The sequence below is a fragment of the Amorphoplanes digitatis genome (assembly GCF_014205335.1).
GTDB lineage: Bacteria > Actinomycetota > Actinomycetes > Mycobacteriales > Micromonosporaceae > Actinoplanes > Actinoplanes digitatus.
In genome coordinates this window covers 2,124,346-2,147,474 of record NZ_JACHNH010000001.1, presented here as the reverse complement: position 1 = coordinate 2,147,474, position 23,129 = coordinate 2,124,346, and the positions used below count along the sequence as shown (strand labels likewise).

Genomic DNA, 23,129 nt, shown 5'->3' with positions numbered 1-23,129 from the left:
GAAACGCCGTACCCGAAAGAGATCATCGGCGGAGGGTCCGGGAGCGGGCGGGGTGTGATCCTGGTGGCATGACGACGCGGGTGGCGATGTGGTCCGGGCCGCGCAACATCTCCACGGCCATGATGCGCAGCTTCGGCTCCCGCGCGGACACCGTGGTGGCCGACGAGCCGTTCTACGCGCACTACCTGGCCGTGACCGGCCTCGACCACCCCGGCCGCGACGCGGTGCTGGCGAGCCAGCCGAACCGGTGGCAGGACGTGGCCGCGGCGCTGACCGGCCCGCCGCCGGCCGGGGCCGCCGTGTACTACCAGAAGCACATGGCACACCACCTGCTGCCCGGCATGGGCCGGTCCTGGCTGCCCGCGCTCACCCACGCGTTCCTGATCCGCGATCCGGCGCACGTGGTCGCCTCCTACGCCCGGGTGCGCGGCGAGCCGACGCTCGCCGATCTCGGCTACCCGCAGCAGGCGGAGATCTTCCGCGCCTTCGGCGGTCCGGTGGTCGACGCCGCCGACGTGCTGCGCGACCCGGACGCGGTGCTGCGCCGGCTCTGCGCCGCCCTCGGCCTGGAGTTCGACCCGGCCATGCTGCGCTGGCCGGCCGGGCCGCGCGACACCGACGGCGTGTGGGCGCCGCACTGGTACGCGTCGGTGCGGGCCTCCACCGGGTTCGCGCCGTACGACCCGGCGCCGGCCGAGGTGCCGCAGCGGCTGCGCCCGCTCGTCGAGGCGGCAACCCCGTACTACGAGGAGCTGGCCGCGCACCGGCTCTGACGCCCTACCCGGTGACCACCGGGGTGCCGTGCGCCCGGGCGTGCTCGCGGTAGAGGCCGGCGATCCGGGCGGTCAGGTCGCCGGGCCGCCCGGCGCCGATCGGCCGGCCGTCGATCATCGTGACGGCGGCGATCTCGCCCATCGTGCCGGTGCAGAACGCCTCGTCGGCGGCGTACATCTCGGCGAGTGACACGTCGCGGACCGCGGCCGGGATCGCGGCCGACCGCGCCAGCTCCAGCACGGTCTGCCGGGTGATGCCCTCCGGGCAGGCCGCCGTGGTCGGGGTGACAAGCGTCCCGCCGATCACGGCGAACAGGTGGGTGGCGTTGGTCTCGGCGACGAAGCCGCGCCCGTCGAGCATCAGCGCGTCGTCGGCGCCGGCCACGTTCGCCTCGATCTTCGCCAGGATCGAATTCAGCAGGTTGGCGTGGTGGATCTTCGGGTCGAGCACGTCCGGGCCGGGGCGCCGCACGCTCGCGGTGATCAGCCGCAGCCCGGTGGTGTCGTAGACCGGCGCCTTGAACTCGGCGAGCACGATCAGCGTCGCGCCCGCCTGGTTCAGGCGCGGGTCCATCCCGCTGGTGATCTTCACGCCGCGGGTCAGGGTGAGCCGGATGTGCACGCCGTCGACCATCCGGTTCGCGCGCAGGGTGGCCGTGATCGCGTCGGTGAGCTCGGCGTCGGTGGGCACGGCCGCGAAGTTCAGGGCGGCCGCGGAGCGCCGCAGCCGGGCCAGGTGTTCGGTGAGCCCGAAGATCCGGCCCTGGTAGAGGCGCAGGCCCTCCCAGACGGCGTCGCCGCCCTGCACCGCCGAGTCGAACGGCGAGACGCCGGGCTCGTCGCGGTGCCGCAGCACCCCGTTCACCCAGTACACGATGTCGGCGTTGCGCTCGTCGTAGCTCTGCAACATCGGCGACGGCCCCCTGAACGGCGGGCCCGCGGTCGTGACCCACCTGAGTGGATCATAGAGCGGACAGGAGGGTCAGGTCGCCAGGTCCGGCTCCGACGGGACCGGGCCGGCGGTGGCCGCCGGGCCCGCCGCATATCGGTTGCGCAGCCGCCGGTACGGGCCGCTGCGCAGCGCCAGGACCGTGGCGATCATGCCGATGACGCCGGTCAGCACGAACACGAGCGCGAGCCCCCGGTCGGCGCCGGTGCCGAACCAGGAACCGATCGCCCGGGCGCCCGCGCCGCCCGCGGTCATGAACGGGATGAACACGAACTGGGCGATCGGCGCGATCAGGAACGCGGTCAGCGGCGAGGCGGCCTGCTCGACGCTCTGCGCGAAGCCGAAGACCCGGCCCTGCCGCTCGTACGGCACGACCTTCTGGAGGATGGTCTGCTCGGCGGCCTCCGCGTACGGCACGAGCAGCATGTACACGTACATGCCGACGGCGAGCGGGGCGATCGAGGAGCGCAGCGGGAACAGCATGGTGACGGTCCACAGCACGAGGTTGACGAGCAGCAGCAGCCGGACCGGGTTCGTGCCGAGGCCGGTCCGGGCGACGAGCAGCCCGCCGACGATGAAGCCGGTGCTCAGCAGGCCCCAGAGCAGGCCCCACGCCTGCACCGAGACCAGCGACAACCCGTACGCGTCCATGAGCGCCATGAACACGCCGCCCAGGAAGTTGTTGAACGCCGAGAAGAGGATCAGGGCGGTCAGCCCGGGCACCGCGGCGATCACCCGCATGGTGCCCCGCACGTCGACGGTGCGTTTCGCCGCGGCGGGCGGGCCACCCGGGTGCGCGCGCTCCGGCACCGTGACGAAGGCCAGGTGCACCAGCGCCACGGCGAGCACCACCAGCGCCAGGACCAGCACCCAGAACATTCCGCCGAACGCCACGAGCACGCCGCTGATCACCGACGTCAGCAGGAAGGTCACGCCGGAGGTGGTGCCGACCAGCCCGTTGGCCCGGTCCCGGGTGTCCTCGCTGATCAGCACCGTCACCAGCGTCGGCAGCGCGATCGTGCGGATGTTGCCGGCGATCACGCCGAACATCAGCAGCACGATGAGCGTCCACAGGGCGACGCTCGCCGGGTCGGTGAACGACCCGCGCGGTGCGGCCTGATAGACCACGAAGGCCGCGGCGTACAGCAGGAGGGACGCCGCCGCCGACACCTGCATCATCGTCTTCTTCGAGTGGTGGTCGACCAGGCTGCCGAACCAGATGCCGGTGAGCGCCGTGTTCACCAGGAAGATTCCGGACACCACGCCAGTGGCGAAGACCGAGCGGGTTTGCAGGTAGACGTAGAAGGTGATCGCGAACCAGACCGTAAAGTTGATCACCGAAACCAGCAGCGTGTTGACCAGCAGCTGGTAGAACGCCTTCCGGTTCCCGCGGATGATGGCCATGGCACAGACCGTATTGCCTCAACCCCGGTTGATGTCCAGGCGATGACACATCGACACTCGTCACACTCCGCGCGCGCTGTCCTCGGCGGCGGCCTCCTGTAGCCGGGCGTGTACCCGCTCGAGCAGGTCGCTGCGCGTGAACGGCTTCTCGATGATGCTGACGCCGGGCGGGAGGGTGCCGTTCTCGGTGAGGACCGGCTGGGCGTACCCGGACATGTAGAGCACCGGGATGCCGGGGCGCAGCGCCTCCAGCCGGGCGGCGACCTCGTTGCCCATCATGTTCGGCATGATCACGTCGGTGAGCAGCAGGTGGATCGGATCCTGGTGCTGCTCGGCCATGCGCAGCGCGCCGGCGCCGCCGTCGGCGACCAGCACCTGGTAGCCGGCGCGCTTGAGGATCCGGCTGGCCGCCTCCCGCAGCGCGGCCTCGTCCTCCACCAGCAGGATCGTCTCCTGCGGTGCGGCGGTCTCCGCGGCGGGCGCGTCAACGGCGGCCTGAGCCTCGGCCTCGCCCTCCGCATCGGTGGCCGGCAGCACCAGCGTGATCGTGGTGCCGATGCCGTTCTCGGAGTAGATGCGCACGTGGCCGTCGGCCGCCGCGATGATGCCGTAGACGGTGGCCAGCCCGAGCCCGGTGCCGGCGCCCTGCGGCTTGGTGGTGAAGAACGGCTCGAAGGCCCGCTCGGCCACCTCGGCGGGCATTCCGGTGCCGGTGTCGCTGATCCGGACCCGCGCGTACCGGCCGGGTACCAGCCCGGTGCCGTCGGCGACGTCGTCCTCGTCGAGGCAGGCGTTGCCGGTGTCGATCGACAGCGTGCCGCCGGTCGGCATCGCGTCCCGCGCGTTCACCGCGAGGTTCAGCAGGACCTGCTCGAACTGGCCCGGGTCGACGCAGACCGGCCAGAGCTCCCGGTCGAGGTGGGTGATGAGGTGGATGTGCTCGCCGAGGGTGCGCCGCAGCATCTGCTCGACGTCGCCGACCACGTGGTTGAGGCTGACCACCTGCGCCTGGGTGATCTCGCGCCGGCCGAACGCCAGAAGCTGCTTGGTAAGCCGGGTGGCGCGCTCGGTGGCCCTGGCGATCTGGGCCAGGTCGGCGCGGGCCGCGCTCAGCTCCCGCTGATCCGGTTCGGGGGCGGCGAGCGTGTCGGTGAGCAGTTCGGTGTAGCTGGCGATCACCGCCAGGATGTTGTTGAAGTCGTGCGCCACCCCGCCGGCGAGCTGGCCGAGGCTCTCCAGCCGGCGGGTGTGCTGCATGCGGCGCTCGGCGGCGTCGCGTTCGGCCTGCGCGGCGAGGCGCTCCCGCTCGGCCTGCGCGTGTATCCGTTCCGTGACGTCGCGGACCGCGGCGGAGACGATCACACCGTCTTCCGTCTCGATGGCGGACAGGCTGACCTCGGCGGGGAACTCGCTGCCGTCCTTGCGGACACCCACCAGGGGCTCGTCGACGCCCAGCTCCTGTGGCTGCGGGTCGGCGAAGTAGGTCCGGCGCTGGTCGGGTTGGGTGGCGCGGAACCGCTCCGGTGCCAGGATGTCGACGTCGCGCCCGAGCAGTTCGTCACGGTGGTAGCCGAACAGCCGCTCGGCCTGCGCGTTGATCAGGACGATCTTTCCGTCGGCGGTGACGCCGACGATCGCGTACGGTGACGCCTCCAGCAGACCCCGGAACATCGCCTCGGCGCGCCGGCGTTCGCTGATGTCGCGCGCGATGCAGGCGAAACCCGTCGGATGGCCGGCGGCGTCGCTGATCAGCGAAGCCGTCAGCGACGCCACGACCGGCGTGCCCGCCGCGGTCCGGTGCTCGACCTCCATCTCCTCGATTCGCTCGCCGCGGGCGACCCGGTCCCGCAGCCGCCGCCCCGCCTCCCGATGGCCGGGCATCAGCAGTCCCGCGAACTCCTGGCCGACCGCCGCCGCGACGCTGTATCCGTACAGCTCCTCGGCGCCGGCGTTCCAGCTGGTGATCATCCCGTCGAGATCCGTGCTGATGATCGCGTCGGAGGAGGACTCCACGATGACGGCCAGCCGGTGGCGCTCCTCGAGCACGGCGGCCCGCTCGGCGAGCGCCGCCGCGTGGGCGCCCAGCTCCGCGAAGAGGTCGACGTCGTCGTCGGCGAACAGGGTCCGGTAGCGGTGCAGCAGCACCAGCGCCCCGCCGGGCACCGTCAGCGGCGCCGCGCTGACGAACCGGGTGCCGCTCGCTCGGGCGAGGTCCACCGCCAGCTCGGGAGGGTTGGTCCAGCCGGCGAGCGCGTCGATGGCGATGTTGCTGGTCAGCAGCAGCTCGACGCCGCCGACGTAGCGCCGCTCACCGAGGGGAAGCTCGGGGTCGCTGACCGGGACGATGACGCCGTCCGGGCCGGGCAGGAGCACCACCACGGCGTCGGCGCCGATGACCCGGCGCGTGCCCTCGCAGTAGCGCCGCCAGATCTGCCGCGTGGACGCGTCGGCCGGGGTGGCGAGCAGCTGCCGCATCACGGAGTACGCCGCTCCCCACGACCAGACGCGGCGCAGCCAGCGCGGCGGCAGGAAGGCGAGCAGGTAGATCAGCGCCGCGAGCAGCACCAGGCTCCACATCGCCGCCGCGGCGGTAAGTTGCGTGCCGGCCAGCAACAGCCCCGCACCGAGGACCAGGGTGCCCGCGGCGGCGCACCACAGCCGGGTCCGTGCCGCGCCGCCGCGTTTTCGGCCCTCCCGCGCCAGCAGCGTCGCCGCGATGGCGTCCAACGCGAAGACCAGGGCGGTGAGCTCCCAGGTGGCCCGGGACGGCTGCGAGCTCGGCAGGAAGATGATCTGCACGGCGCCCGCGATCCAGACGGCTGCACCGGCGCCGAGGAGCCAGGCCGACACCGGCCGCAGCCGGCTCACCAGTCGCAGCGTGAGGAAGGGCTGGCCCGCGATGATGATCACGAGCACCGACACCACCTGCCAGGGTGGTTCGGCGTAGGTCACCCGGACGGCACGCAGGACGAAGATCATGGACATCGCGGCGAAGATCCACACCAGGTCGCGCAGCAGGGGGTCCCGGCGCCGCAGGTAGGTCACCAGGGTCCAGACGAACACCATCACGTAGAGCGCGGTGATCGACTGCAGCACCCTGGGGTCCCCCACTTGATGATGATTCATCCGATTGCGGCACTACGCCGGGCAAACGACGCAATGCATCATGCATCATCGAGCGGCGGTGGCAGGGCGACGGGGAACGGCCCGACGAGACCGTCAGCCCCACACGCGCAGGAAGAGCACGCCTAGCGCGTCCAGGATCATCAGCAGGAACGGGTACTGGAACGGGAAGAAGCAGCAGACCAGCAGGACCAGCACGCCGATGTTCTTGTCCTCGAACCAGAGCCGCATCTTCTGCATGCCCGGCCCCGGGCGCCGCTGCGCCGACCACAGGATGCCGAAGCCGTCCAGCGGCGGGATCGGGATCAGCGCCAGCAGGCCGAAGGTCAGCAGCCCCACCGCCAGGCAGAGCAGCACCTGCTCCCCCAGCGGCAGTGCGAACCCGCGCAGCACGTCCGAGGGATGCAACACCGACAACAGGAAGCCCGGGTACAGGGTCGCGTAGGCCGCGAACAGGACCTGGGAGACCAGGACGCAGGCCACCGGGCCCGCGGCGAAGACCGCCGCCGCCCGGCCACGACCCTGGTGGCGCGGCACCTCGTCGACCGAGATCGACTTGCCCCAGCCCATGCCGCCGACCGCCGCCGCGACGGCGCCGAACGGGTCGACGTCCTCGCGCAGCCGCGGCGACACCGGATCCCGGCGGTCGCTGAGCCGCAGGGCGCGCGCCGTGATCCGGATGGCGAGTGCACGCAGCAGCAGGCCGATGAGGAAGGCGCCGACCAGCGCGGCGAACGCGACCGGTTCGCCGAGGGCGAAGAGCAAGCTAGCGCTCCGCCTGCGCGGCGATGACCTCGCGGGCGAGCTGGCGGTAGTTGCGGGCGCCCGACGACGCCGGGTCCAGGCTGGTGATCGGCGCGCCGGCCACCGTGGACTCCGGGAACTTCACCGTCTTGGTGATGACCGTCTGGTAGACCTTGTCGCCGAACGCCTCGACGACCCGCTGGAGCACCTGACGGCAGTGCGTGGTGCGACTGTCGTACATGGTCGCAAGGATGCCCTCGAGCTCGAGGTCGAAGTTGAGCCGCTCGCGGACCTTGTCGATCGTGTCGAGCAGCAGGGCGACGCCGCGCAGGCTGAAGAACTCGCACTCGAGCGGGATGAGCACGCCGTGCGCGATGGTGAGCGCGTTGATCGCCAGCAGGCCCAGCGAGGGCTGGCAGTCGATCAGGATGAAGTCGTACTCCTTGCGCACGGTGCGCAGCACCCGCGCCAGGGCCATCTCGCGGGCGACCTCGTTGACCAGCTGGATCTCGGCCGCGGACAGGTCGATGTTGGCCGGCAGCAGGTGCAGCCCGGCCACGTCCGTCTTGATGATGACGTCCTCGGCGGTGACGTCGTCCTGCATCAGCAGGTTGTAGACGCTCAGGTCGAGGTTGTGCGGGTTGACGCCGAGGCCGACCGAGCAGGCGCCCTGCGGGTCGAAGTCGACGAGCAGCACCTTGCGGCCGTATTCGGCGAGGGCGGCGCCCAGGTTGATGGTCGTCGTGGTCTTGCCGACGCCACCCTTCTGGTTGGCGAGCGCGATGATCCGCGCCGGGCCGTGCCGGTCGGTCGGCATCGGCTCGGGGATCGGCCTGCGCATCGTGTAGGCCGTCGGGTCGGCCGGGCCGAGGTCGGCACCGAGATCCATGGAGCTCTGCTGGTCGCGCAGGGCCGAGGTCCACGCCTCGGCGCGGTCATGGTTCCCGGTCATTTTCCTGCCCCCTCTCGACCCGCAGCCGGAGCCGATGCCCGACTGTACGCCACAGAGGCCGCCCTGCCGGGGTCAGCCGTCCGGCGTGTCGCGTCTACTCACGCACACCGTTCAACGAGCCCGCGGGTGGGAGGTCGCGTACACCTCCCGAAGTCGGTCCACTGTCACCAGCGTGTAGACCTGAGTGGTCGTCACCCAGGCGTGCCCGAGCAGTTCCTGCACCACCCGGACGTCCGCGCCGCCGTCGAGCAGGTGGGTGGCGTAGGAGTGCCGCAGGGTGTGGGGCGACACCGCGTGCGGGCCCTCGACGGGCAGCCCGGCGCTCTCCGCGGCGCGGTGCAGGATCGTCCAGGCGCTCTGCCGCGAGAGTGGACCGCCGCGTGCGTTGAGGAACACCGCCGGGGTGCCGCGGCCGGCGGCGGCCAGCGCGGGCCGGACCTGGACGAGGTAGGCCTCCAGCGCCTCCCGGGCGTAGCGGCCGACCGGCACGAACCGGGTGCGCCCGCCCTTGCCGTGCAGCGTGACCGTCGGCTCGTCGCCCAGCGCCAGGTCGTCGACGGCCAGCCCGACCGCCTCGGAGATCCGCGCGCCGGTGCCGTACAGGAATTCCAGCAGGGCCCGGTCGCGCGGCGGGACGGCGACGGCGAGCAGGCGGGCGACCTGGTCGACGTCGAGCGCCTTGGGCAGGCGCTTGGGCGGCGCGGGCGGCTTCACCTCGCGGCTCACGTCGTGCGCGACGATGCCCTCGCGGGCGGCGAAGCGGTGCAGGCCGCGCACGGCGCTCACGGCCCGCGCCGCCGACGCGGCCGACAGCGCCGGATGCTCCGGGTCGCCCTCGCGCAGCCGCGCGAGGTGCCCCTCGACCTCGGCCGCGGTGACGGCGGCGAGATCGCCGACGCCGGCCGCGGCCAGGGTCTCGAGATAACGGTCCAGGTCCCGCCGGTACGAGGCCAGGGTGTTACGGGACAGGCCGCGCTCGACCGTGAGGTGGTCGAGGTAGGTCCGCACGGCCCGCCGCAACGCCGGTTCCGCCGCCGGTGAACTCAGCTGAGCACCTCGGCCAGGGTGTACGCGTGCATGCCGTGCGCCTCGGCGACCGGGCCGTAGGTGACGTGCCCGCCGTGGGTGTTCAGCCCGAGCGCCAGCGCCGGGTCGGCCAGGACCGCGTCGCGCCAGCCCCGGTTCGCCAGCTCCAGCGCGTACGGCAGGGTCACGTTCGTCAGCGCGTACGTGCTGGTGTGCGGCACCGCGCCGGGCATGTTCGCGACGCAGTAGAACATCGACTCGTGCACCCGGTAGACCGGGTCCGCGTGCGTGGTCGGCCGCGAGTCCTCGAAGCAGCCACCCTGGTCGATCGCGATGTCGACGAGCACGCTGCCCGGCTTCATCCGCGAGACGAGCTCGTTGGAGATCAGGTTCGGCGCCTTCGCGCCGGGCACCAGGACCGCGCCGATCACCAGGTCGGCGTCGATGACGGCCTTCTCGATCTCGTACGCGTTCGACGCGATCGTCTGGAGGTGCCCGCGGTAGTCGGCGTCGGCCGCGCGGAGCCGGGCGATGTTCTTGTCGAGCACCAGCACCTCGGCCTGCATGCCCAGCGCGATCGCCGCCGCGTTCATGCCCGAGACGCCGGCGCCGATGACGACGACCTTGGCCTGGTAGACGCCGGGGACGCCGCCCATGAGCACGCCGCGGCCGCCGCCGGAGCGCATCAGGTGGTACGAGCCGACCTGCGGCGCGAGCCGGCCCGCGACCTCGGACATCGGGGCGAGCAGCGGCAGGCTGCGGTCGGGCAGCTCGACGGTCTCGTAGGCGATGCCGGTGACCTTGCGGTCGATGAGCGCGTCGGTGCACTCCTTCGACGCCGCGAGGTGCAGGTAGGTGAAGAGCACCTGGCCCTCACGCATGCGGCCGTACTCCTCGGCGATCGGCTCCTTGACCTTGAGGATCAGGTCGCCGGCGGCCCAGACGGCGTCGGGGCCCTCCAGGATCGTGGCGCCCGCGGCGGCGAAGTCCGCGTCGTTGATCGAGGAGCCGGCGCCCGCGCCGGCCTGCACGAAGACCTCGTGGCCCGCCCGGTTCAGCTCGAAGACCCCCGCGGGGGTGATCGCCACTCGAAACTCGTTGTTCTTGACTTCGCTCGGAATGCCGACCTTCACGAGTCGACACCGTCCTTTCCGGGAGAGACGTCGATGGCTCATACCCGAGACGGGCTGCTTCGCAGAATACCGTCCCACCAAGTGGAAGATACTGCCGATCTGACGACCGAAGATCAAGAAGTCGGCCGCCGTAGCCGGTGTGGCCCAGAACACCCGGCCGGCACGTCTCCGGTGCGGAGGCGTGCCGGCCGGCGCTCAGATCGGCGGGGTGCCGGCCGGGCGCAGGGTCGCCCAGCCGTCGTCGCGGGCCCGGGCGGCGGCGAGGAGCCCGCCGGCCGCGGCCGCGTTGGTGATCTCGCCGCGCAGCACCATGGCGACGGCCTCGTCGAGGTCGTACCAGGCGATCTCGATGTCGGCCTCCTCGTCGTACCGCTCGTGCCGCTCCTCCTGCGGCACCGGCGACAGCTCCCGGGCCAGGAATACCCGGACCGTCTCGGCGCTGAAACCCGGCGAGGTGTGCAGGTCGATGAGCAGGTCGAAGCGGGCCGCGTTGAGGTCGGCCTCCTCCGCCAGCTCGCGGGCGGCGGTGAGCGCCAGGTCCTCGCCCGCCACGTCGCGCAGGCCCGCGGGCAGCTCCCAGAGCTTCGTGCCGAGCGGGTGCCGGTACTGCCTGATCAGCACGACCCGGCCGACGTCGTCCATGGCGACGACCACGACGGCGTTCTTGTTGACCACGACGTCCCGCTTGGCGACCCGCCCGCCGGGCATCGTCACCTCGTCGGTGTGGACCGTGAAGATCGGCCCGGAGTACCGCTCCGTACGGGAGACGACCTCGTGCGCGAACGAGGTCATGAGGCCGCGACCGCCGCCTTGACGGCGTGGTTCGGCTCCGCGACCTCCACCGGCAGCTCGTCGGCGGCCGCGTACTCCACGGCGGCGTGCACGAACGCCGCGAACAGCGGGTGCGCCCGGGTCGGCCGGCTCTTGAGCTCCGGGTGCGCCTGGGTGGCCACGAAGAACGGGTGCTGCTCGCGGTCCAGCTCGATGAACTCCACCAGCCGCCCGTCGGGCGAGGTGCCGGAGAACCTCAGGCCGGCCTTGCTCAGCCGGTCCCGGTAGGCGTTGTTGACCTCGTAGCGGTGGCGGTGCCGCTCGGAGATCTCGTTGCTGCCGTACGCCTCCGCGACCACCGAGCCCTGCGCCAGCGCCGCCGGGTACGCGCCGAGGCGCATGGTGCCGCCCAGGTCGCCCTTGCCCGCGACGATGTCCTGCTGGTCGGCCATCGTGGAGATGACCGGGTGCGCGGCGCGCTCGTCGAACTCGAGCGAGTTGGCGCCCTCGAGCCCGGCCATGTTGCGCGCGGCGTCGATCGTCATGCACTGGAGGCCCAGGCACAGCCCGAGGATCGGGATCGCGTTCTCCCGGGCGTACCGGGAAGTGTTGATCTTGCCCTCGATACCGCGGATGCCGAAGCCGCCGGGGATGACGATGCCGTCGACGCCCTTGAGCGCGTGTGCCGCGCCGGCCGCGGTGTCGCAGTCGTCGCTGGGCACCCAGCGCAGCTGCACCCGGGCGTGGTTGGCGAAGCCGGCCGCCCGGATCGCCTCGCTCACCGACAGGTACGCGTCCGGCAGGTCGACGTACTTGCCGACCAGCGCGACGGTGATCGTGCGGCGCGGGTGGTGCACCCGCTCGAGCAGGTCGTCCCAGGTCGACCAGTCCACGTCGCGGAACGACAGGCCCAGCCGCCGCACCACGTACGCGTCCAGGCCCTCGCGGTGCAGCACCTTGGGGATGTCGTAGATGCTCGGCGCGTCCGGCGCCGCGACGACGGCCTCGCGGTCGACGTCGCAGTAGAGCGACAGCTTGTGCTTGAGCTTCTCCGGGATCTCCCGGTCGCTGCGGCAGACCAGCGCGTCCGGCTGGATACCGATGTTGCGCAGCGTGGCGACCGAGTGCTGGGTCGGCTTGGTCTTCAGCTCGCCCGACGGCGCCAGGTACGGCACCAGCGAGACGTGCAGGTAGAAGACGTGGTCCCGGCCGATCTCGTGGCGCACCTGGCGGATCGCCTCGAGGAACGGCAGCGACTCCATGTCGCCGACGGTGCCGCCGACCTCGGTGATGACGACGTCCGGCGTGCGGCCGAACTCGTCGGGAGCGGCCATCGCGAAGATGCGCTCCTTGATCTCGTTGGTGACGTGCGGGATGACCTGCACGGTGTCGCCGAGGTACTCGCCGCGGCGCTCCTTGGCGATGACGGCCGAGTAGATCTGGCCGGTGGTGACGTTGGCCTTCGCCGACAGCGCCCGGTCCAGGAAACGCTCGTAGTGGCCGACGTCGAGGTCCGTCTCGGCACCGTCCTCGGTCACGAAGACCTCGCCGTGCTGGAACGGGTTCATCGTGCCGGGGTCGACGTTCAGGTAGGGGTCCAGCTTCTGCATGACCACCCGCAGTCCGCGCGCGGTGAGCAGATTGCCGAGGCTGGAGGCGGTGAGGCCCTTGCCCAGCGAGGAGGCGACGCCCCCGGTGACGAAGATGTGCCGCGTCTCGCGAACTGTTGCTGCCAAGGCCTGCTCCCGTGGTCGGTCAGATGCGATCGTGCAGACCGGCGCTCAACCCAACGCGTTGATCGCGCCATCCACGGGATTCCACGGTAACACCATCGCCGCCGGGCGAGCGTCCGGGCTGGTCGCCGCGCGTGTCCGGGTCACGCACCGCGGACGGTCACGCCCTCGGAGTCGGATTTGTCCGCACGCGCGGGCGTCCGCCGGCGGGTCCGGACCGGGATCGGGCGCATGGACAGGCCGGGCCCGCCCGGACCGTCGGTCCCGCCCTCCGGCCGGGTGCGGTCGGCCGCGTGCTCGAGCACCCTCAGCGTCGTCAGCACGGCCAGCGGCACGGCGACGGCCGCCGCGGCGCCCGTGACGGCGAACGCCGCGCCGCCGAGCACCCCGGCGATCAGCGTCGCCACCGCGATGCCGGCCAGGGCCGCGCGCAGCGCCGGATGCAGGCCGAAGACCCGGTTGAGACCGCCCCAGGGCGAGAAACGGCAGAAGGCGAGCATCAGGACGCCGACGACCGCCAGCAGCGTCAGCGGGCTGTCCAGGGCGTGCGCGTTGGAGGTGGCCGCGCGCTGGATCGCCGGGCCGGCCGTGCCGTCGCCGAGCGCGGTCAGCGCCCGGCCCAGGCTGCCCTGCTCGTGCTCGGGCCGGCGCAGGTCCAGCACGGCGAAGCCGATGGTCACCGCCAGCCCGGCCACGGCGGCCCAGGCGAAGCGCGGGAACGTCAGCCAGCCGCCCGTGCTGATCGCGGCGGCGACGCACACCCCGGCGGTCACCGCGATCGCGCCGACCGGGTCCGCGCCCAGGTACGGGCTGCCGACCACGACGACGCCGAAGCCGCCGATCAGCACCACCACGACGGGGCGCCACGGGCGGCGCACCGCCTGGGCGAGGCAGCCCGCGACGCCCAGGATGCCGGCGACGAAGATGCCCAGGCCGACGCTGCCGACGCCGGAGTAGCGCGCGCCCTCCAGCGCCGAGTAGCCGGCGACGCCGTTGAGCTGAAGCTGCGCGCCGGTCAGCAGGTCGAAACCGATGACGGCCGCGGAGACGGCCGAGACCAGGCCCATCGGCCACAGCGTGCGCGCGTAGCGCGGCACCAGGCGCACCGCGGCGGTGCCGGCCGCGACCAGGGCGAGCGTCAGCAGGGCGAAGACCGGGCCGGGATGGTCCGTGCGCCACCACGGCGACGCGTCGGCGAGCAGCGCGGCCGGGATGGCCAGGGCCGCGGCGATCAGCAGCACCTCGACGGCGAGCCCGCGCCACTTCGGCGCCGCGGCCGGGCCGGTCGGCCCGGCATGCCGCCGCGCCCGGATCATCAGCGGCACGACAAGCAGGAACACCGCAAGCTGTACGGCGGCGAGCGCGGTGAAGAACGTGCCGGCGATGCCCAGCTGCGCGCCCGCGCGCCGGTCCGCGTTGTGCACGCCGAGCACCGCGTCCGCCGGATCCCTGGGACGCCCGGGCGCCGAGAACGCGCTGTGCCCGCTGAACAGCCGCGCGGGTTCCGGCCGGCCCAGCGAGGTGAGCACGGTCGGCGCGAGGTCGACAAGCTGCACGTAGCCGTCGCGGCCGGTGCCCGCGGAGGACAGCCAGCCGCCCCGCCAGCCCGGACCCTCGGCGATCGCCACGTGCAGCCGCGAGGTGGTGTCGGTGTCCGAGACCCCCGCGACCATCACCACCGAGCGCTCGGGCCGGGCGGCGACGACCCGCGCCAGCGTCGCGTCCGCCTGCGCGACGAGCGACTCCCGCTCGGCGCCGGTGCCGGTGATGGTGCCGAGGTCGACCACGCTGAGCACGCACAGCGACAGCAGGTTCCGCGGGTCCGGCGGCAGCGACTCCGCGTAGCGGTCCACGCGGCCGAACGGTCGGGCCGCCGCGACCGCGGCTCCCGGCCCGACCGCGACGGTGCACCGCAGCGACTCGGCCAGCGCGCCCGGCACCGCCCCGTACGGCTGATTGTCCTGGTTCTCCCGCACCACGCCGCCGAGCTGCGGCAGGTTCGCGCCGATGCCGTCCGGCTGCTCCAGCGCCGGGGCGACCGCCGGGCACTGATCGTCGATGCGCTGGTCGTTCCAGATCGCGTGGTTGCCGGCGCCGAGGGTGAGCCAGCCGTCCGCGGGGCAGGTGGTGTGGTGCGCGGAGCGCACGGAGAGCCAGCCGATCGAGCCGAGGGTCGCCTGCCGCCACAGCGCGGGTGTGCGCTGCGGGTCGAGGTCCTCCCAGCGCAGGCCGGCGGCGCCGGCCACGATGACGTAGTCGGCGGTGTCCTGCGGCGCACCGGTGGCGGGACGCACGGCCAGGCCGGCGATGCTGGCGCCGGCCGCGAGCACGATCAGCACGTACGGCAGCCAGGTGCGGCCGCCGCGCACCCGGGACGGCGGCGCGGAGTCGGGTCTCGGCCCGCGGCGCAGGCTGCGCCAGGCCCGGCCGGGCCACCGGCCCGGCCGCCGGCGCGCCACCGCGGGCGCCTTGGCGCGCGGGCGCGCGGCGCCGTCCCGGCCCGCACCGGCCTCGGACGCCTCCGGGCCGGGGTGGGCGGGTTCCACTTCGCTCATCCCTGGCCCGCCCGGGCGCCGGCGGTCACCGACGAGTAGGCGGCGAGTACGTCCGCGACGGTGTCCTCCTCGGTCGGCCAGGTCGCCGCCTGCCGCGGCCCGCGGGCGGCGTAGTCGGCAAGCCGCTCCGGGTCGGCGAGCAGGCCGCGGACTGCGGTGTCGAGCGCGTCGACGTCGCCCGGCGCTATCAGCAGCGCGGCGTCGCCGACCAGCTCCGGCAGCCCGCCGACCGCCGTGCTGACCAGCGGCACCCCGGCGCGCAGCGCCTCCTGTGCGAACAGCTGCCGGGCCTCCCAGTCGCTGGTGATCACGGCAAGGTCGGCGCCGGCCAGCAGGTCCGGCACGTCGTGGCGGTGCCCGAGCAGGTAGAACTTCGCGTGCAGCTCCGACGCCCGCTGGGCGAGCACCATGTAGCTCGGCCCGGAGCCCGCCACCACGACCACCGGCGCGGGCTTGAGGCCACGCCACCGCGCGGCGGCCTCGAGCAGCACGTCGTAGCGCTTCTGCGGGTGCAGCCGGCCGACGGCGAGGATCAGCGGGGTGCCCGGCGGCAGCCGGAACTCGGCGCGCACGGCGGCCCGGGTGCGCCGGGCCGGTGCGAGCGTCGGCGCGGACACCGCGCCGAGGCGGGCGGCGCGGGCGCCCAGCGAGACGGCGCGGGCGACCAGGTCCTCGGACGCGCCGAGGGTGAGCGTCGCCGCCCGGGCCACGATCCGTTCGACGAGCGCGGACGCCTGCCCGCGCAGGCCGCGGGCGAGCACCGCGTTGTGCCAGGTGACCACGAGCGGCGCGGCGGGACGGGCGAGCGAGGCGACGAACGCGGCGCGCAGCCCGTGCGCGTGCACGACGTCGACGTCGCGGCCGGCCAGGGCCCGGCGCAGCGACCGGACCGCGCTGGAGTCCTGCGGGCCGGGGTTGGCCGGGATCTCCACCGAGAAGAACTCGGCGCCGGCGACGGAGAAGCCGAACAACTCGTCGGTGGCGACCGGGCCGCAGACCAGGACCCGGCATCCGGCGGCGAGCAGGCCGCGCACCAGCGAGGCGACGTGCTGACCGACGCCGCCGGTGCTGGAGCCCAGCACCAGGGCCACCGAGCCGTGCCACGGCTGCGCTGTGTCGGTCACGTCGGTTCCCTCCCGTCCGGCGCCGAACTCCGGCGGATCCGTGCCGTCGCCTTGGCCACCAGGGGCCGCAGGTCGTGGCGGTCCAGCGGGTAGACGACCGCGACGAAGACGACCAACACCACGACACCGCCCAGCATGCCCGAGAGCACGCTCACCCACCCTGCCGGGGTCGAGCCGAACGCATGCCGAATCCCCTCGACGACACCCCAGCCCGCCAGCCCGGCGACGACCGCCGCAACGATACCCACGCCGGTCGCGCGCGGCAGCCCCGCGAGCGCCGCGGCACCGGCGCGGCGGCGTACCACGGCGACCAGCAACACACCCAGGGTGAGCATGCCCACACTGTTGGCCAGGCTCAGCGACAGCACCCGGTCGGCGCCGGGCAGGGCGCCGACCAGCGCCAGGGCGGCGCCGGCGGCGACAGCCCAGCCCGCCGCGGTCGCCGCCGCGGCGGCCGCGGTCGCCCCGCGGGCGTACAGCGCGCGGGAGAGCAGCGCGAACAGCGCGAACCCGAGCAGGCCCGGCGCGAAGCCGGCGATGCCCGGCGCGGCCTGCGGCGTGCCGAGCAGCCGCGCCACCGGCCCGGCGAGCGCGAACAGGGCCGCGCCGCCGAGACAGGCCAGCAGCGCCACGGTCCGGGCGGTGCCGGCCAGGGCGGCGCGGTAGCCGTCCTCGTCGCCGCGCTCGGCCGTCGCGGCCAATGTCGGATATGCGGCAGTGGCGAGCGGAACGGCAAGCACCGCCCACGGCAGCAGGTACAGCGCCTGCGCCAGGTTGAAGGTGGTGAAGTCGCCCTTGCCGGCCGCCAGCAGCATCACCACGACGATCATGACCTGCTGGGAACCGACGGTGACCGCGCCCGCCCAGCCGAGCCGGACGACCTGGCGGCCGGCGTCGCCCGGGAAGCGCAGCGCCGGGCGCAGCCGCAGGCGCAGGCCGCGCAGCGGGATCAGCAGGCACAGGCTGAGCACGACCACGCCGAGCGTGGTGCCCAGCGACAGTACGAGCTCGCCGCCGGTGCTCAGCCCGCGCAGGTCGCTGCCCCGGCCGTCCACCAGCGCGTACGTCAGGTAGGCGCCCATCACCACGACGCTGGACAGCAGCGGGGCGATGACCGGCCAGGCGAACCGGTGGTGTGCCTGGAGCACCCCGGCGAGCACGATGCCGACCCCGTACAGGGGCAGCTGGGGCGCGAAGACCCGCAGCATCCGGGCGCCGACCTCGTGCGCGTCGGGCGGCATGTTCGGCAGCAGCCCGACGATGTGCCCGGCGAACAGCGCCACCGCGATCGCCAGCGGAACGAGCAGCAGCAGCGCCCAGGTCAGCAGCGCGGACGTGACGGCGTTGACCCGGTCCCGGTCCCCCGCGGCGACCGCGCCCGCCAGCAGCGGCACCACCAGGCTCGCCAGCGCGCCGCCGGCGACGAGCTCGAAGACGATGTTCGGGACCGTGTTGGCGGCGGAGTAGAGGTCGCCGAGCGTGTTCGCCTCGACCGTGCCGATGAAGACGACGGTGCGGCCGAAGCCCGCGATCCGGGCGAGCACGGTCAGCCCGGCGATCAGTGCCGCCGCGCCGGCGATGCGCCCGGCGCCGAAACGCGCCGCGGGCACAGGGGGTGTCTCGCGGGTCATGGCGTCGCCGAGCCGAGGTCCAGGTTGCGCGTCGCGAGCGGGGCCCGGCGCAGGCCGCCATGACCCGCGCGACTCCCCCTGGTCCCGGCGAGGTCCTGGTCCGGTCCGCCCGTCATTCCGCGGGCCGGCGGCCCAGCGCGTCCAGCTCGCGCAGCCACGGCGTGTCCTGGATGACCTTGGTGAAGCTGACCTTCTCGCTGGCGGCGGTCAGCCCGGCCAGCACGGTCAGGGCGACGGCGCGCCCGGCGGGCCCGGTCCGGGCCGCCAGGGCCACCCCGAGCAGCGCGCCGAGCGCGTTGGCGCCCGAGTCGCCGAGCATGATCTCCTCGCCCAGGTCCGACGGGAGCAGCGCCGCGCCCGCGCCGAGCGTCCCGGCGGCGACGCCGGCGCCGCGGCCGACCGCGAGCGACGTGCCGATCAGCGTGCCCGCCTTCAGCGCGCGCCCGGGGCGCAGATCAAGCAGGTTGACCAGGTTGGCAGTGCCGGCGATGACCCCGGCGCCCAGCAGCACGTCGGTCGTGCGGCGCACGGCGCCACCCCGGCGGCGACCGCGGTGTGCGCGCACGCCCGGGTCGCGCGCGAGCAGCGCGGCGGCGGCGAGCCCGGCGGCGCCGAGTCCGGCGATCTTGATCATGCCGCTGGTGACCCGGCCCTCGCGCAGCGCGCCGAGGTGCCCGGCGAAGCCCTTCGCGGACTTCTGCTCGGGCCGGTTGCCGACCATGTCGTCGTAGAAGCCGACCGCGCCGGACGTGGTGCCCGCGGTGAGCACGGCCGCGGCCACCGCGGCGCTCGGCGCGCCGGCGGCCGCGGCGACGGTGGCGCCCGCGGCGAGCGCGGGACCACCCGCGAGGGTGACCGTACGGCCGTGGAAGTTGGTCCGCTCCAGCTGGGCGGCGCGCGGATCGCTACGGATCCAGGCCAGGGCGGCGCGGGCCACCAGGGCGCCGATCCCGAACGACTTCACGACCCGAGTGGCCATTGGTGTGAACTCCCGCCTCGCCGGGCCGCACCCCTGCGCGGCCGACCGCCGAGTCTAGGCGGTCCCGGCTCGGCGGCACGGACGCGCCGCCCGCGGGTCAGGCCGCAGGTCAGCCCGCGACCTTGGGCACCTGCGACGTGGCGCCCGCCGACAGGCCGTAGTGGCCGACCTTGCCGGCCACCACCCGCTCCACCACGGTCATCGCGGTCGCCAGCTGGCCCTGCTCGGTGCTCACGTTGTCGACCGTCGAGATGCCCTTGACCAGGGTCGGGTCGGCGCGGACCTCGGCGACCAGGTTGCCGTCGCCGATGCCGTTGCCGCCGACGACCAGCGGCCGGTCCTTGGCGAACTGGGTCGTGAACGTCACCGCGTTCTGGTTCTTCTTCGCGGCGTCACGGTCGACCGGCGGCAGGCCCGAGACCACGACTGTGGCCTCCGCGCCCGGCGCCACCTCGTCGGAGACCGCGATGTAGCCCGGCTCGGTGTACGCCGTGAGCACCGCCGTCAGGTCCGCGGGCGTCACCGGCACGGGCCGCTGCAGCAGCGCGACGGCGAGCAGCGCGCTGGAGGTCTCGACGCCGTCGCTGTTGAGCGGCAGCCCCTCGGCGGGCACGGTCGGCTGCGAGGCCTTGTCGGCCAGCTTCAGCAGCTCGTAGGCGTTCGCCGGGTCGAAGAACTTGTCCTGCACGGTGACCGTGCCGGTGATCCGGGCGCCGGCGACCTTGAGCATCGCGGTGACGCCCTCGGCGTAGTCCTGGCCGCTGGGCAGCACCATCACCAGGATCTTGCGCCCGGCGAGCTTGCCGCCCAGCAGCGCGGGCGAGATCTCGGTGGCGAAGTCCTGCGTGCGGTTGAGCTCCTCGCGGTACTGGTTCGCCTGCTCGCGGTAGTTGCTGTTGTCCTTGCTCAGCGCGTCGACGCGGTCCTTGAGGGTGTCGGCGACCGGCCCGTTGAGCGCGGCCGTGCCGACCACCAGCCCGATGGCCAGGGCAAGGAAGACCGCGGTGAGGGACACCACGTGGTACCGGAAGTTGATCACGCCAAAAGCCTCTTGGTCACTCGCGGATTAGAAAAGCTGCCCTAATTGGAAGACCAGATTGTCCCACCACTCGGACACCACGGAGAGATAGGCCTTGCCGACCGTGGAAACCGCGACCGCCGAGGCCATCGCCGCGATCGCGGACAGCACGAGCAGCAGCAGGGACGAGCCGGAGATGTTCTGCTTGTAGAGCCGGCTCACGCCCTTGGCGTCGACCAGCTTGCCGCCGACCTTGAGCCGGGTCAGGAACGTCGATGCCATGCCGCCACGGCCCTTGTCCAGGAACTCGACCAGGTTGGCGTGCGTGCCGACCGCGACGATCAGCGTCGCGCCCTTGTCGTCGGCCAGCAGCATGGCCAGGTCCTCGCTCGTCGCCGCCGCCGGGAACGTCACCGCCTGCACGCCGAGCCCGTGCACCCGGTCCAGCCCGGGCGCGCGCCCGTCCGGGTACGCGTGCACGATGATCTCGGCGCCGCAGCGCAGCACGTCGTCGGTGACCGAGTCCATGTCGCCGATGATGATGTCCGGCGTGTAGCCGGTCTCGACGAGCGCGTCGGCGCCGCCGTCGACGCCGATCAGCACCGGCTTGAACTCGCGGATGTATGGCCGCAGCACGTCCAGGTCGGCCTTGTAGTCGTAGCCGCGCACGACGATCAGCGCGTGCCGGCCGGAGATCTGCGTCTGCACGTCCGGCACGCCGACGCCGTCGAGCAGCAGGTCGCGCTCCTGCTTGAGGTAGTCCATGGTGTTGGCGGCGAACGCCTCGAGCTGCACGGACAGGCCCTCGCGGGCGTCGGCCATGGCGGCGGCGACGGTCTGGGTGTCCTGCGCGATCCCGCTGGCGACGGGCTCGCCGTCGAGCAGCACGGTGTCGCCGTCGACGCTGACCAGGGCGCCCTCGCTGATCCGGTCGAAGACCTCGTCGCCCAGGTCGTCGACGAGCACGATGCCGGCCTGGATCAGCACCTCGGGGCCGAGGTTCGGGTATCGCCCGGAGATCGAGGGCTTGACGTTGAGCACGGCGGCGACGCCGACGGCGACCAGCGAGTCGGCGGCGACCCGGTCGATGTCGACGTGGTCGATGATCGCGATGTCACCCGGACGCAGCCGTCCGACCAGGCGCTTGGTCCGGCGGTCGAGTCGGGCGGTGCCGGAGACAGCTCCCGGTTCGACGCTCCGGGTCCGGCGCAAGGTGGGTAGTCGCATCCCGGCCATCCTGACATGCCATTTCATGCATCACCCACGCGACATGCACAAGGTCACCGACAAAAGCGACAAACAGCCGTCACTCTGCGCAGTATTCACCGTTCACGGGCCCGGTCAGCCGCGCTTTTCCCGGTCGGCGACCGCCAGCAACTCCTCGGCGTGCGCGATGCCCAGGTCCGAGTCCGGCAGGCCGGCCAGCATCCGGGCCAGCTCCCGCGCCCGCTCGGTCTCCTCGACGATGCGCACCCCGCTTGTGGTGATCGCCCCGCCGGTGTCCTTCGCGACCACCAGGTGCCGGTCGGCGAACGCGGCCACCTGCGGCAGGTGGGTGACGACAAGCACCTGGTGTGTGCGCGCCAGCCGGGCCAGCCGCCGGCCGATCTCCACCGCGGCCTGCCCGCCCACGCCGGCGTCGACCTCGTCGAACACCAGCGTCGGCGGCCCGCCGGCCCCGGCGAACACCACCTCTATGGCCAGCATGACCCGGGACAGCTCCCCGCCGGAGGCGCCCTTCTGCAACGGCAGCGCCGGGGCGCCGGGGTGCGCGATCAGCCGCAGCTCGATCTCGTCCGCGCCGTCGGGACCGGCCGCGACCTCGGCGCCGTCGACGGTCACCGTCGGCTCGTCGCGCCCGGCGGTCCGCGGCTGCACGGCGATCTCGACCCGGGCGTGCGGCATCGCCAGCCCGGTCAGCTCGACGCTTACCTGCTCGGCGAACCGCCCGGCGGCCTCGGCCCGGGCGGCGGTCAGCCGCGCGGCGAGCTCGCCGACGGTCGCGGCGATGCGCAGCCGCTCCCGGTCCAGCTCCTCGAGCAGCTCGTCGGAGCTGTCCAGCGCGGCCAGCCGGGTCCGCGCGTTCTCCGCCCAGGCGATGACGCCCTCGACGTCGTCGGCGTACTTGCGGGTGAGCGCCCGCAGCGCCGCGCGCCGCTCGTAGATGACCTCGAGCCGGGCCGGGTCGGCGTCCAGCGCGCTCAGGTAGGCCGACAGCTCCGCGGAGACGTCGCCCACCAGCGTGGCGGCCTCCTCGATCCGGGCCGCGAGCTCGCTGAGCGCCGGGTCGACGGCGGCCTGCGCCTCCAGGGTGCGCCGCGCGGTGCCCAGCAGCAGGGTCGCGTCCGGCGTCTCCTCGGTGGCCTCGACGCCGCCGGCGAGCGCCTGCGCGGCCAGCGAGGCGGCCGTGCGCAGCCCCTCGGCGTGCTCGAGGCGCTGCACCTCGGCGCGCAGGTCGTCGTCCTCGCCCGGCTGCGGGTCCACCCGGCTGATCTCGTCGAGGCCGAGGGTCAGCAGGTCGGCCTCCTGGCTGCGCTCACGCGCGTGCCGGCGCCGGTCGGCGAGATCCTCGACAACGGCGCGCCAGCGGGTGAACGCCTCCCGGTAGGTCTCCAGCAGCTTCTCGTGCTCGGCGCCGGCGAAGCGGTCCAGCGCGGCGCGCTGCTCGGCCGGGCGCAGCAGGCGCAGCTGGTCCGACTGGCCGTGCACGGCCACCACCTGCTCGCCGACCTCGCTGAGCATCGCCACCGGCATGCTGCGCCCGCCGACGTGCGCCCGCGAGCGGCCCTCGATGGTCACCGTGCGGCTCAGCAGCACCGACCCGTCGTCGTCCAGCTCGCCGCCGGCGTCGGTGATGCGCGTCTGCAGGGCGTCGCCGAGCGAGCCGGCCAGCCGCAGCCGGCCCTCGACCACCGCCCGGCCGGGATCCGCGCGGACGCGGCCGGCGTCGGCGCGGCCGCCGAACAGCAGCCCCAGCCCGGTCACCACCATGGTCTTGCCGGCGCCGGTCTCACCGGTGATGGCATTCATGCCCGTGGTCAGTCGCAGTGTCGTGTCATCGATGACGCCAAGCCCGGTGATGCGCAGTTCCTCCAGCACAGGCCGAAGGGTATCGGTGCACACCGACAATTGCCCACCGCCCCCGACCGACGAGGATTGTTCGCGACGGTGGAGACCGCGTGCACGGCCTGCGGGACGGTCCGGGTCGAGGTCG

17 protein-coding genes are annotated in these 23,129 nt (G+C 73.4%); 1 reads left to right on the top strand and 16 read right to left on the bottom strand.

Annotation, left to right across the window (positions count from 1 at the left end; genetic code table 11):
• Positions 1-68 precede the first annotated feature (68 nt).
• Positions 69-773 (top strand): sulfotransferase-like domain-containing protein, encoded by a 705-nt coding sequence (locus BJ971_RS09725; RefSeq protein ID WP_184991767.1) that lies wholly within the window; start codon positions 69-71, stop codon positions 771-773.
• A gap of 4 nt (positions 774-777) precedes the next feature.
• Here the strand turns inward: BJ971_RS09725 and BJ971_RS09720 are convergent, their stop codons facing one another.
• The 16 genes from BJ971_RS09720 to recN all read right to left on the bottom strand — a co-directional run bounded on the left by BJ971_RS09720 (position 778) and on the right by recN (position 23,014).
• Positions 778-1,683: an aminotransferase class IV gene (locus tag BJ971_RS09720; protein ID WP_184991765.1), complete on the bottom strand. Its 906-nt coding sequence runs from the start codon at positions 1,681-1,683 to the stop codon at positions 778-780.
• A 72-nt stretch (positions 1,684-1,755) separates the two neighbouring features.
• Positions 1,756-3,126 (bottom strand): MFS transporter, encoded by a 1,371-nt coding sequence (locus BJ971_RS09715; protein WP_184991762.1) that lies wholly within the window; start codon positions 3,124-3,126, stop codon positions 1,756-1,758.
• A 60-nt stretch (positions 3,127-3,186) separates the two neighbouring features.
• Positions 3,187-6,237, bottom strand: a complete 3,051-nt coding sequence (locus BJ971_RS09710) for a hybrid sensor histidine kinase/response regulator (RefSeq protein ID WP_239087485.1) — start codon at positions 6,235-6,237, stop codon at positions 3,187-3,189.
• Between the two features lie 108 nt (positions 6,238-6,345).
• The gene (locus BJ971_RS09705; RefSeq protein WP_184991760.1) at positions 6,346-7,014 is read right to left on the bottom strand and encodes a zinc metalloprotease; all 669 of its coding nucleotides are present in this window, start codon (positions 7,012-7,014) and stop codon (positions 6,346-6,348) included.
• Between the two features lies 1 nt (position 7,015).
• A complete protein-coding gene (locus tag BJ971_RS09700) occupies positions 7,016-7,945 on the bottom strand; it encodes a ParA family protein (protein ID WP_184991757.1) in 930 nt (309 codons plus the stop codon).
• Positions 7,946-8,056: 111 nt separating this feature from the next.
• Positions 8,057-8,992 carry a site-specific tyrosine recombinase XerD gene (locus BJ971_RS09695; RefSeq protein WP_184998753.1) on the bottom strand — a complete coding sequence of 312 codons (936 nt, stop codon included), beginning with the start codon at positions 8,990-8,992 and terminating at the stop codon, positions 8,057-8,059.
• Positions 8,989-10,104 carry an alanine dehydrogenase gene (gene ald / locus BJ971_RS09690; protein ID WP_184991755.1) on the bottom strand — a complete coding sequence of 372 codons (1,116 nt, stop codon included), beginning with the start codon at positions 10,102-10,104 and terminating at the stop codon, positions 8,989-8,991. Before ald ends, BJ971_RS09695 begins: the two co-directional genes overlap by 4 nt.
• Positions 10,105-10,299: 195 nt before the next feature.
• Positions 10,300-10,896 carry an NUDIX domain-containing protein gene (locus BJ971_RS09685; RefSeq protein ID WP_184991753.1) on the bottom strand — a complete coding sequence of 199 codons (597 nt, stop codon included), beginning with the start codon at positions 10,894-10,896 and terminating at the stop codon, positions 10,300-10,302.
• A complete protein-coding gene (gene pyrG / locus BJ971_RS09680; RefSeq protein ID WP_184991751.1) occupies positions 10,893-12,611 on the bottom strand; it encodes a CTP synthase in 1,719 nt (572 codons plus the stop codon). Before pyrG ends, BJ971_RS09685 begins: the two co-directional genes overlap by 4 nt.
• A 140-nt stretch (positions 12,612-12,751) precedes the next feature.
• Entirely contained in the window at positions 12,752-15,154 is a 2,403-nt protein-coding gene (locus BJ971_RS09675; RefSeq protein WP_184991750.1) for an alkaline phosphatase family protein, read from the bottom strand.
• A gap of 5 nt (positions 15,155-15,159) precedes the next feature.
• Positions 15,160-16,287 (bottom strand): glycosyltransferase family 4 protein, encoded by a 1,128-nt coding sequence (locus tag BJ971_RS09670; RefSeq protein WP_184991749.1) that lies wholly within the window; start codon positions 16,285-16,287, stop codon positions 15,160-15,162.
• Complete coding sequence (murJ, locus tag BJ971_RS09665) at positions 16,284-17,897, bottom strand: murein biosynthesis integral membrane protein MurJ (RefSeq protein ID WP_239087486.1); 1,614 nt, start codon at positions 17,895-17,897, stop codon at positions 16,284-16,286. Before murJ ends, BJ971_RS09670 begins: the two co-directional genes overlap by 4 nt.
• A gap of 133 nt (positions 17,898-18,030) precedes the next feature.
• A complete protein-coding gene (locus BJ971_RS09660; RefSeq protein ID WP_184991747.1) occupies positions 18,031-18,897 on the bottom strand; it encodes a hypothetical protein in 867 nt (288 codons plus the stop codon).
• Positions 18,898-19,006: 109 nt separating this feature from the next.
• Positions 19,007-19,936: a copper transporter gene (locus BJ971_RS09655; RefSeq protein WP_184991746.1), complete on the bottom strand. Its 930-nt coding sequence runs from the start codon at positions 19,934-19,936 to the stop codon at positions 19,007-19,009.
• 27 nt (positions 19,937-19,963) lie between these two features.
• Positions 19,964-21,142 (bottom strand): putative cytokinetic ring protein SteA, encoded by a 1,179-nt coding sequence (steA, locus tag BJ971_RS09650; RefSeq protein ID WP_184991744.1) that lies wholly within the window; start codon positions 21,140-21,142, stop codon positions 19,964-19,966.
• 114 nt (positions 21,143-21,256) lie between these two features.
• Positions 21,257-23,014, bottom strand: a complete 1,758-nt coding sequence (gene recN / locus BJ971_RS09645) for a DNA repair protein RecN (protein ID WP_184991742.1) — start codon at positions 23,012-23,014, stop codon at positions 21,257-21,259.
• Positions 23,015-23,129: the final 115 nt, after the last annotated feature.

Bases quoted from the DNA above. Each gene is read 5' to 3' on its own strand.
- BJ971_RS09725 (WP_184991767.1), top strand. From the start codon at position 69: ATGACGACGCGGGTGGCGATGTGGTCCGGGCCGCGCAACATCTCCACG.
- BJ971_RS09720 (WP_184991765.1), bottom strand. From the start codon at position 1,683: ATGTTGCAGAGCTACGACGAGCGCAACGCCGACATCGTGTACTGGGTG.
- BJ971_RS09715 (WP_184991762.1), bottom strand. From the start codon at position 3,126: ATGGCCATCATCCGCGGGAACCGGAAGGCGTTCTACCAGCTGCTGGTC.
- BJ971_RS09700 (WP_184991757.1), bottom strand. From the start codon at position 7,945: ATGACCGGGAACCATGACCGCGCCGAGGCGTGGACCTCGGCCCTGCGC.
- BJ971_RS09685 (WP_184991753.1), bottom strand. From the start codon at position 10,896: ATGACCTCGTTCGCGCACGAGGTCGTCTCCCGTACGGAGCGGTACTCC.
- BJ971_RS09660 (WP_184991747.1), bottom strand. From the start codon at position 18,897: ATGGCCACTCGGGTCGTGAAGTCGTTCGGGATCGGCGCCCTGGTGGCC.
- steA (WP_184991744.1), bottom strand. From the start codon at position 21,142: ATGCGACTACCCACCTTGCGCCGGACCCGGAGCGTCGAACCGGGAGCT.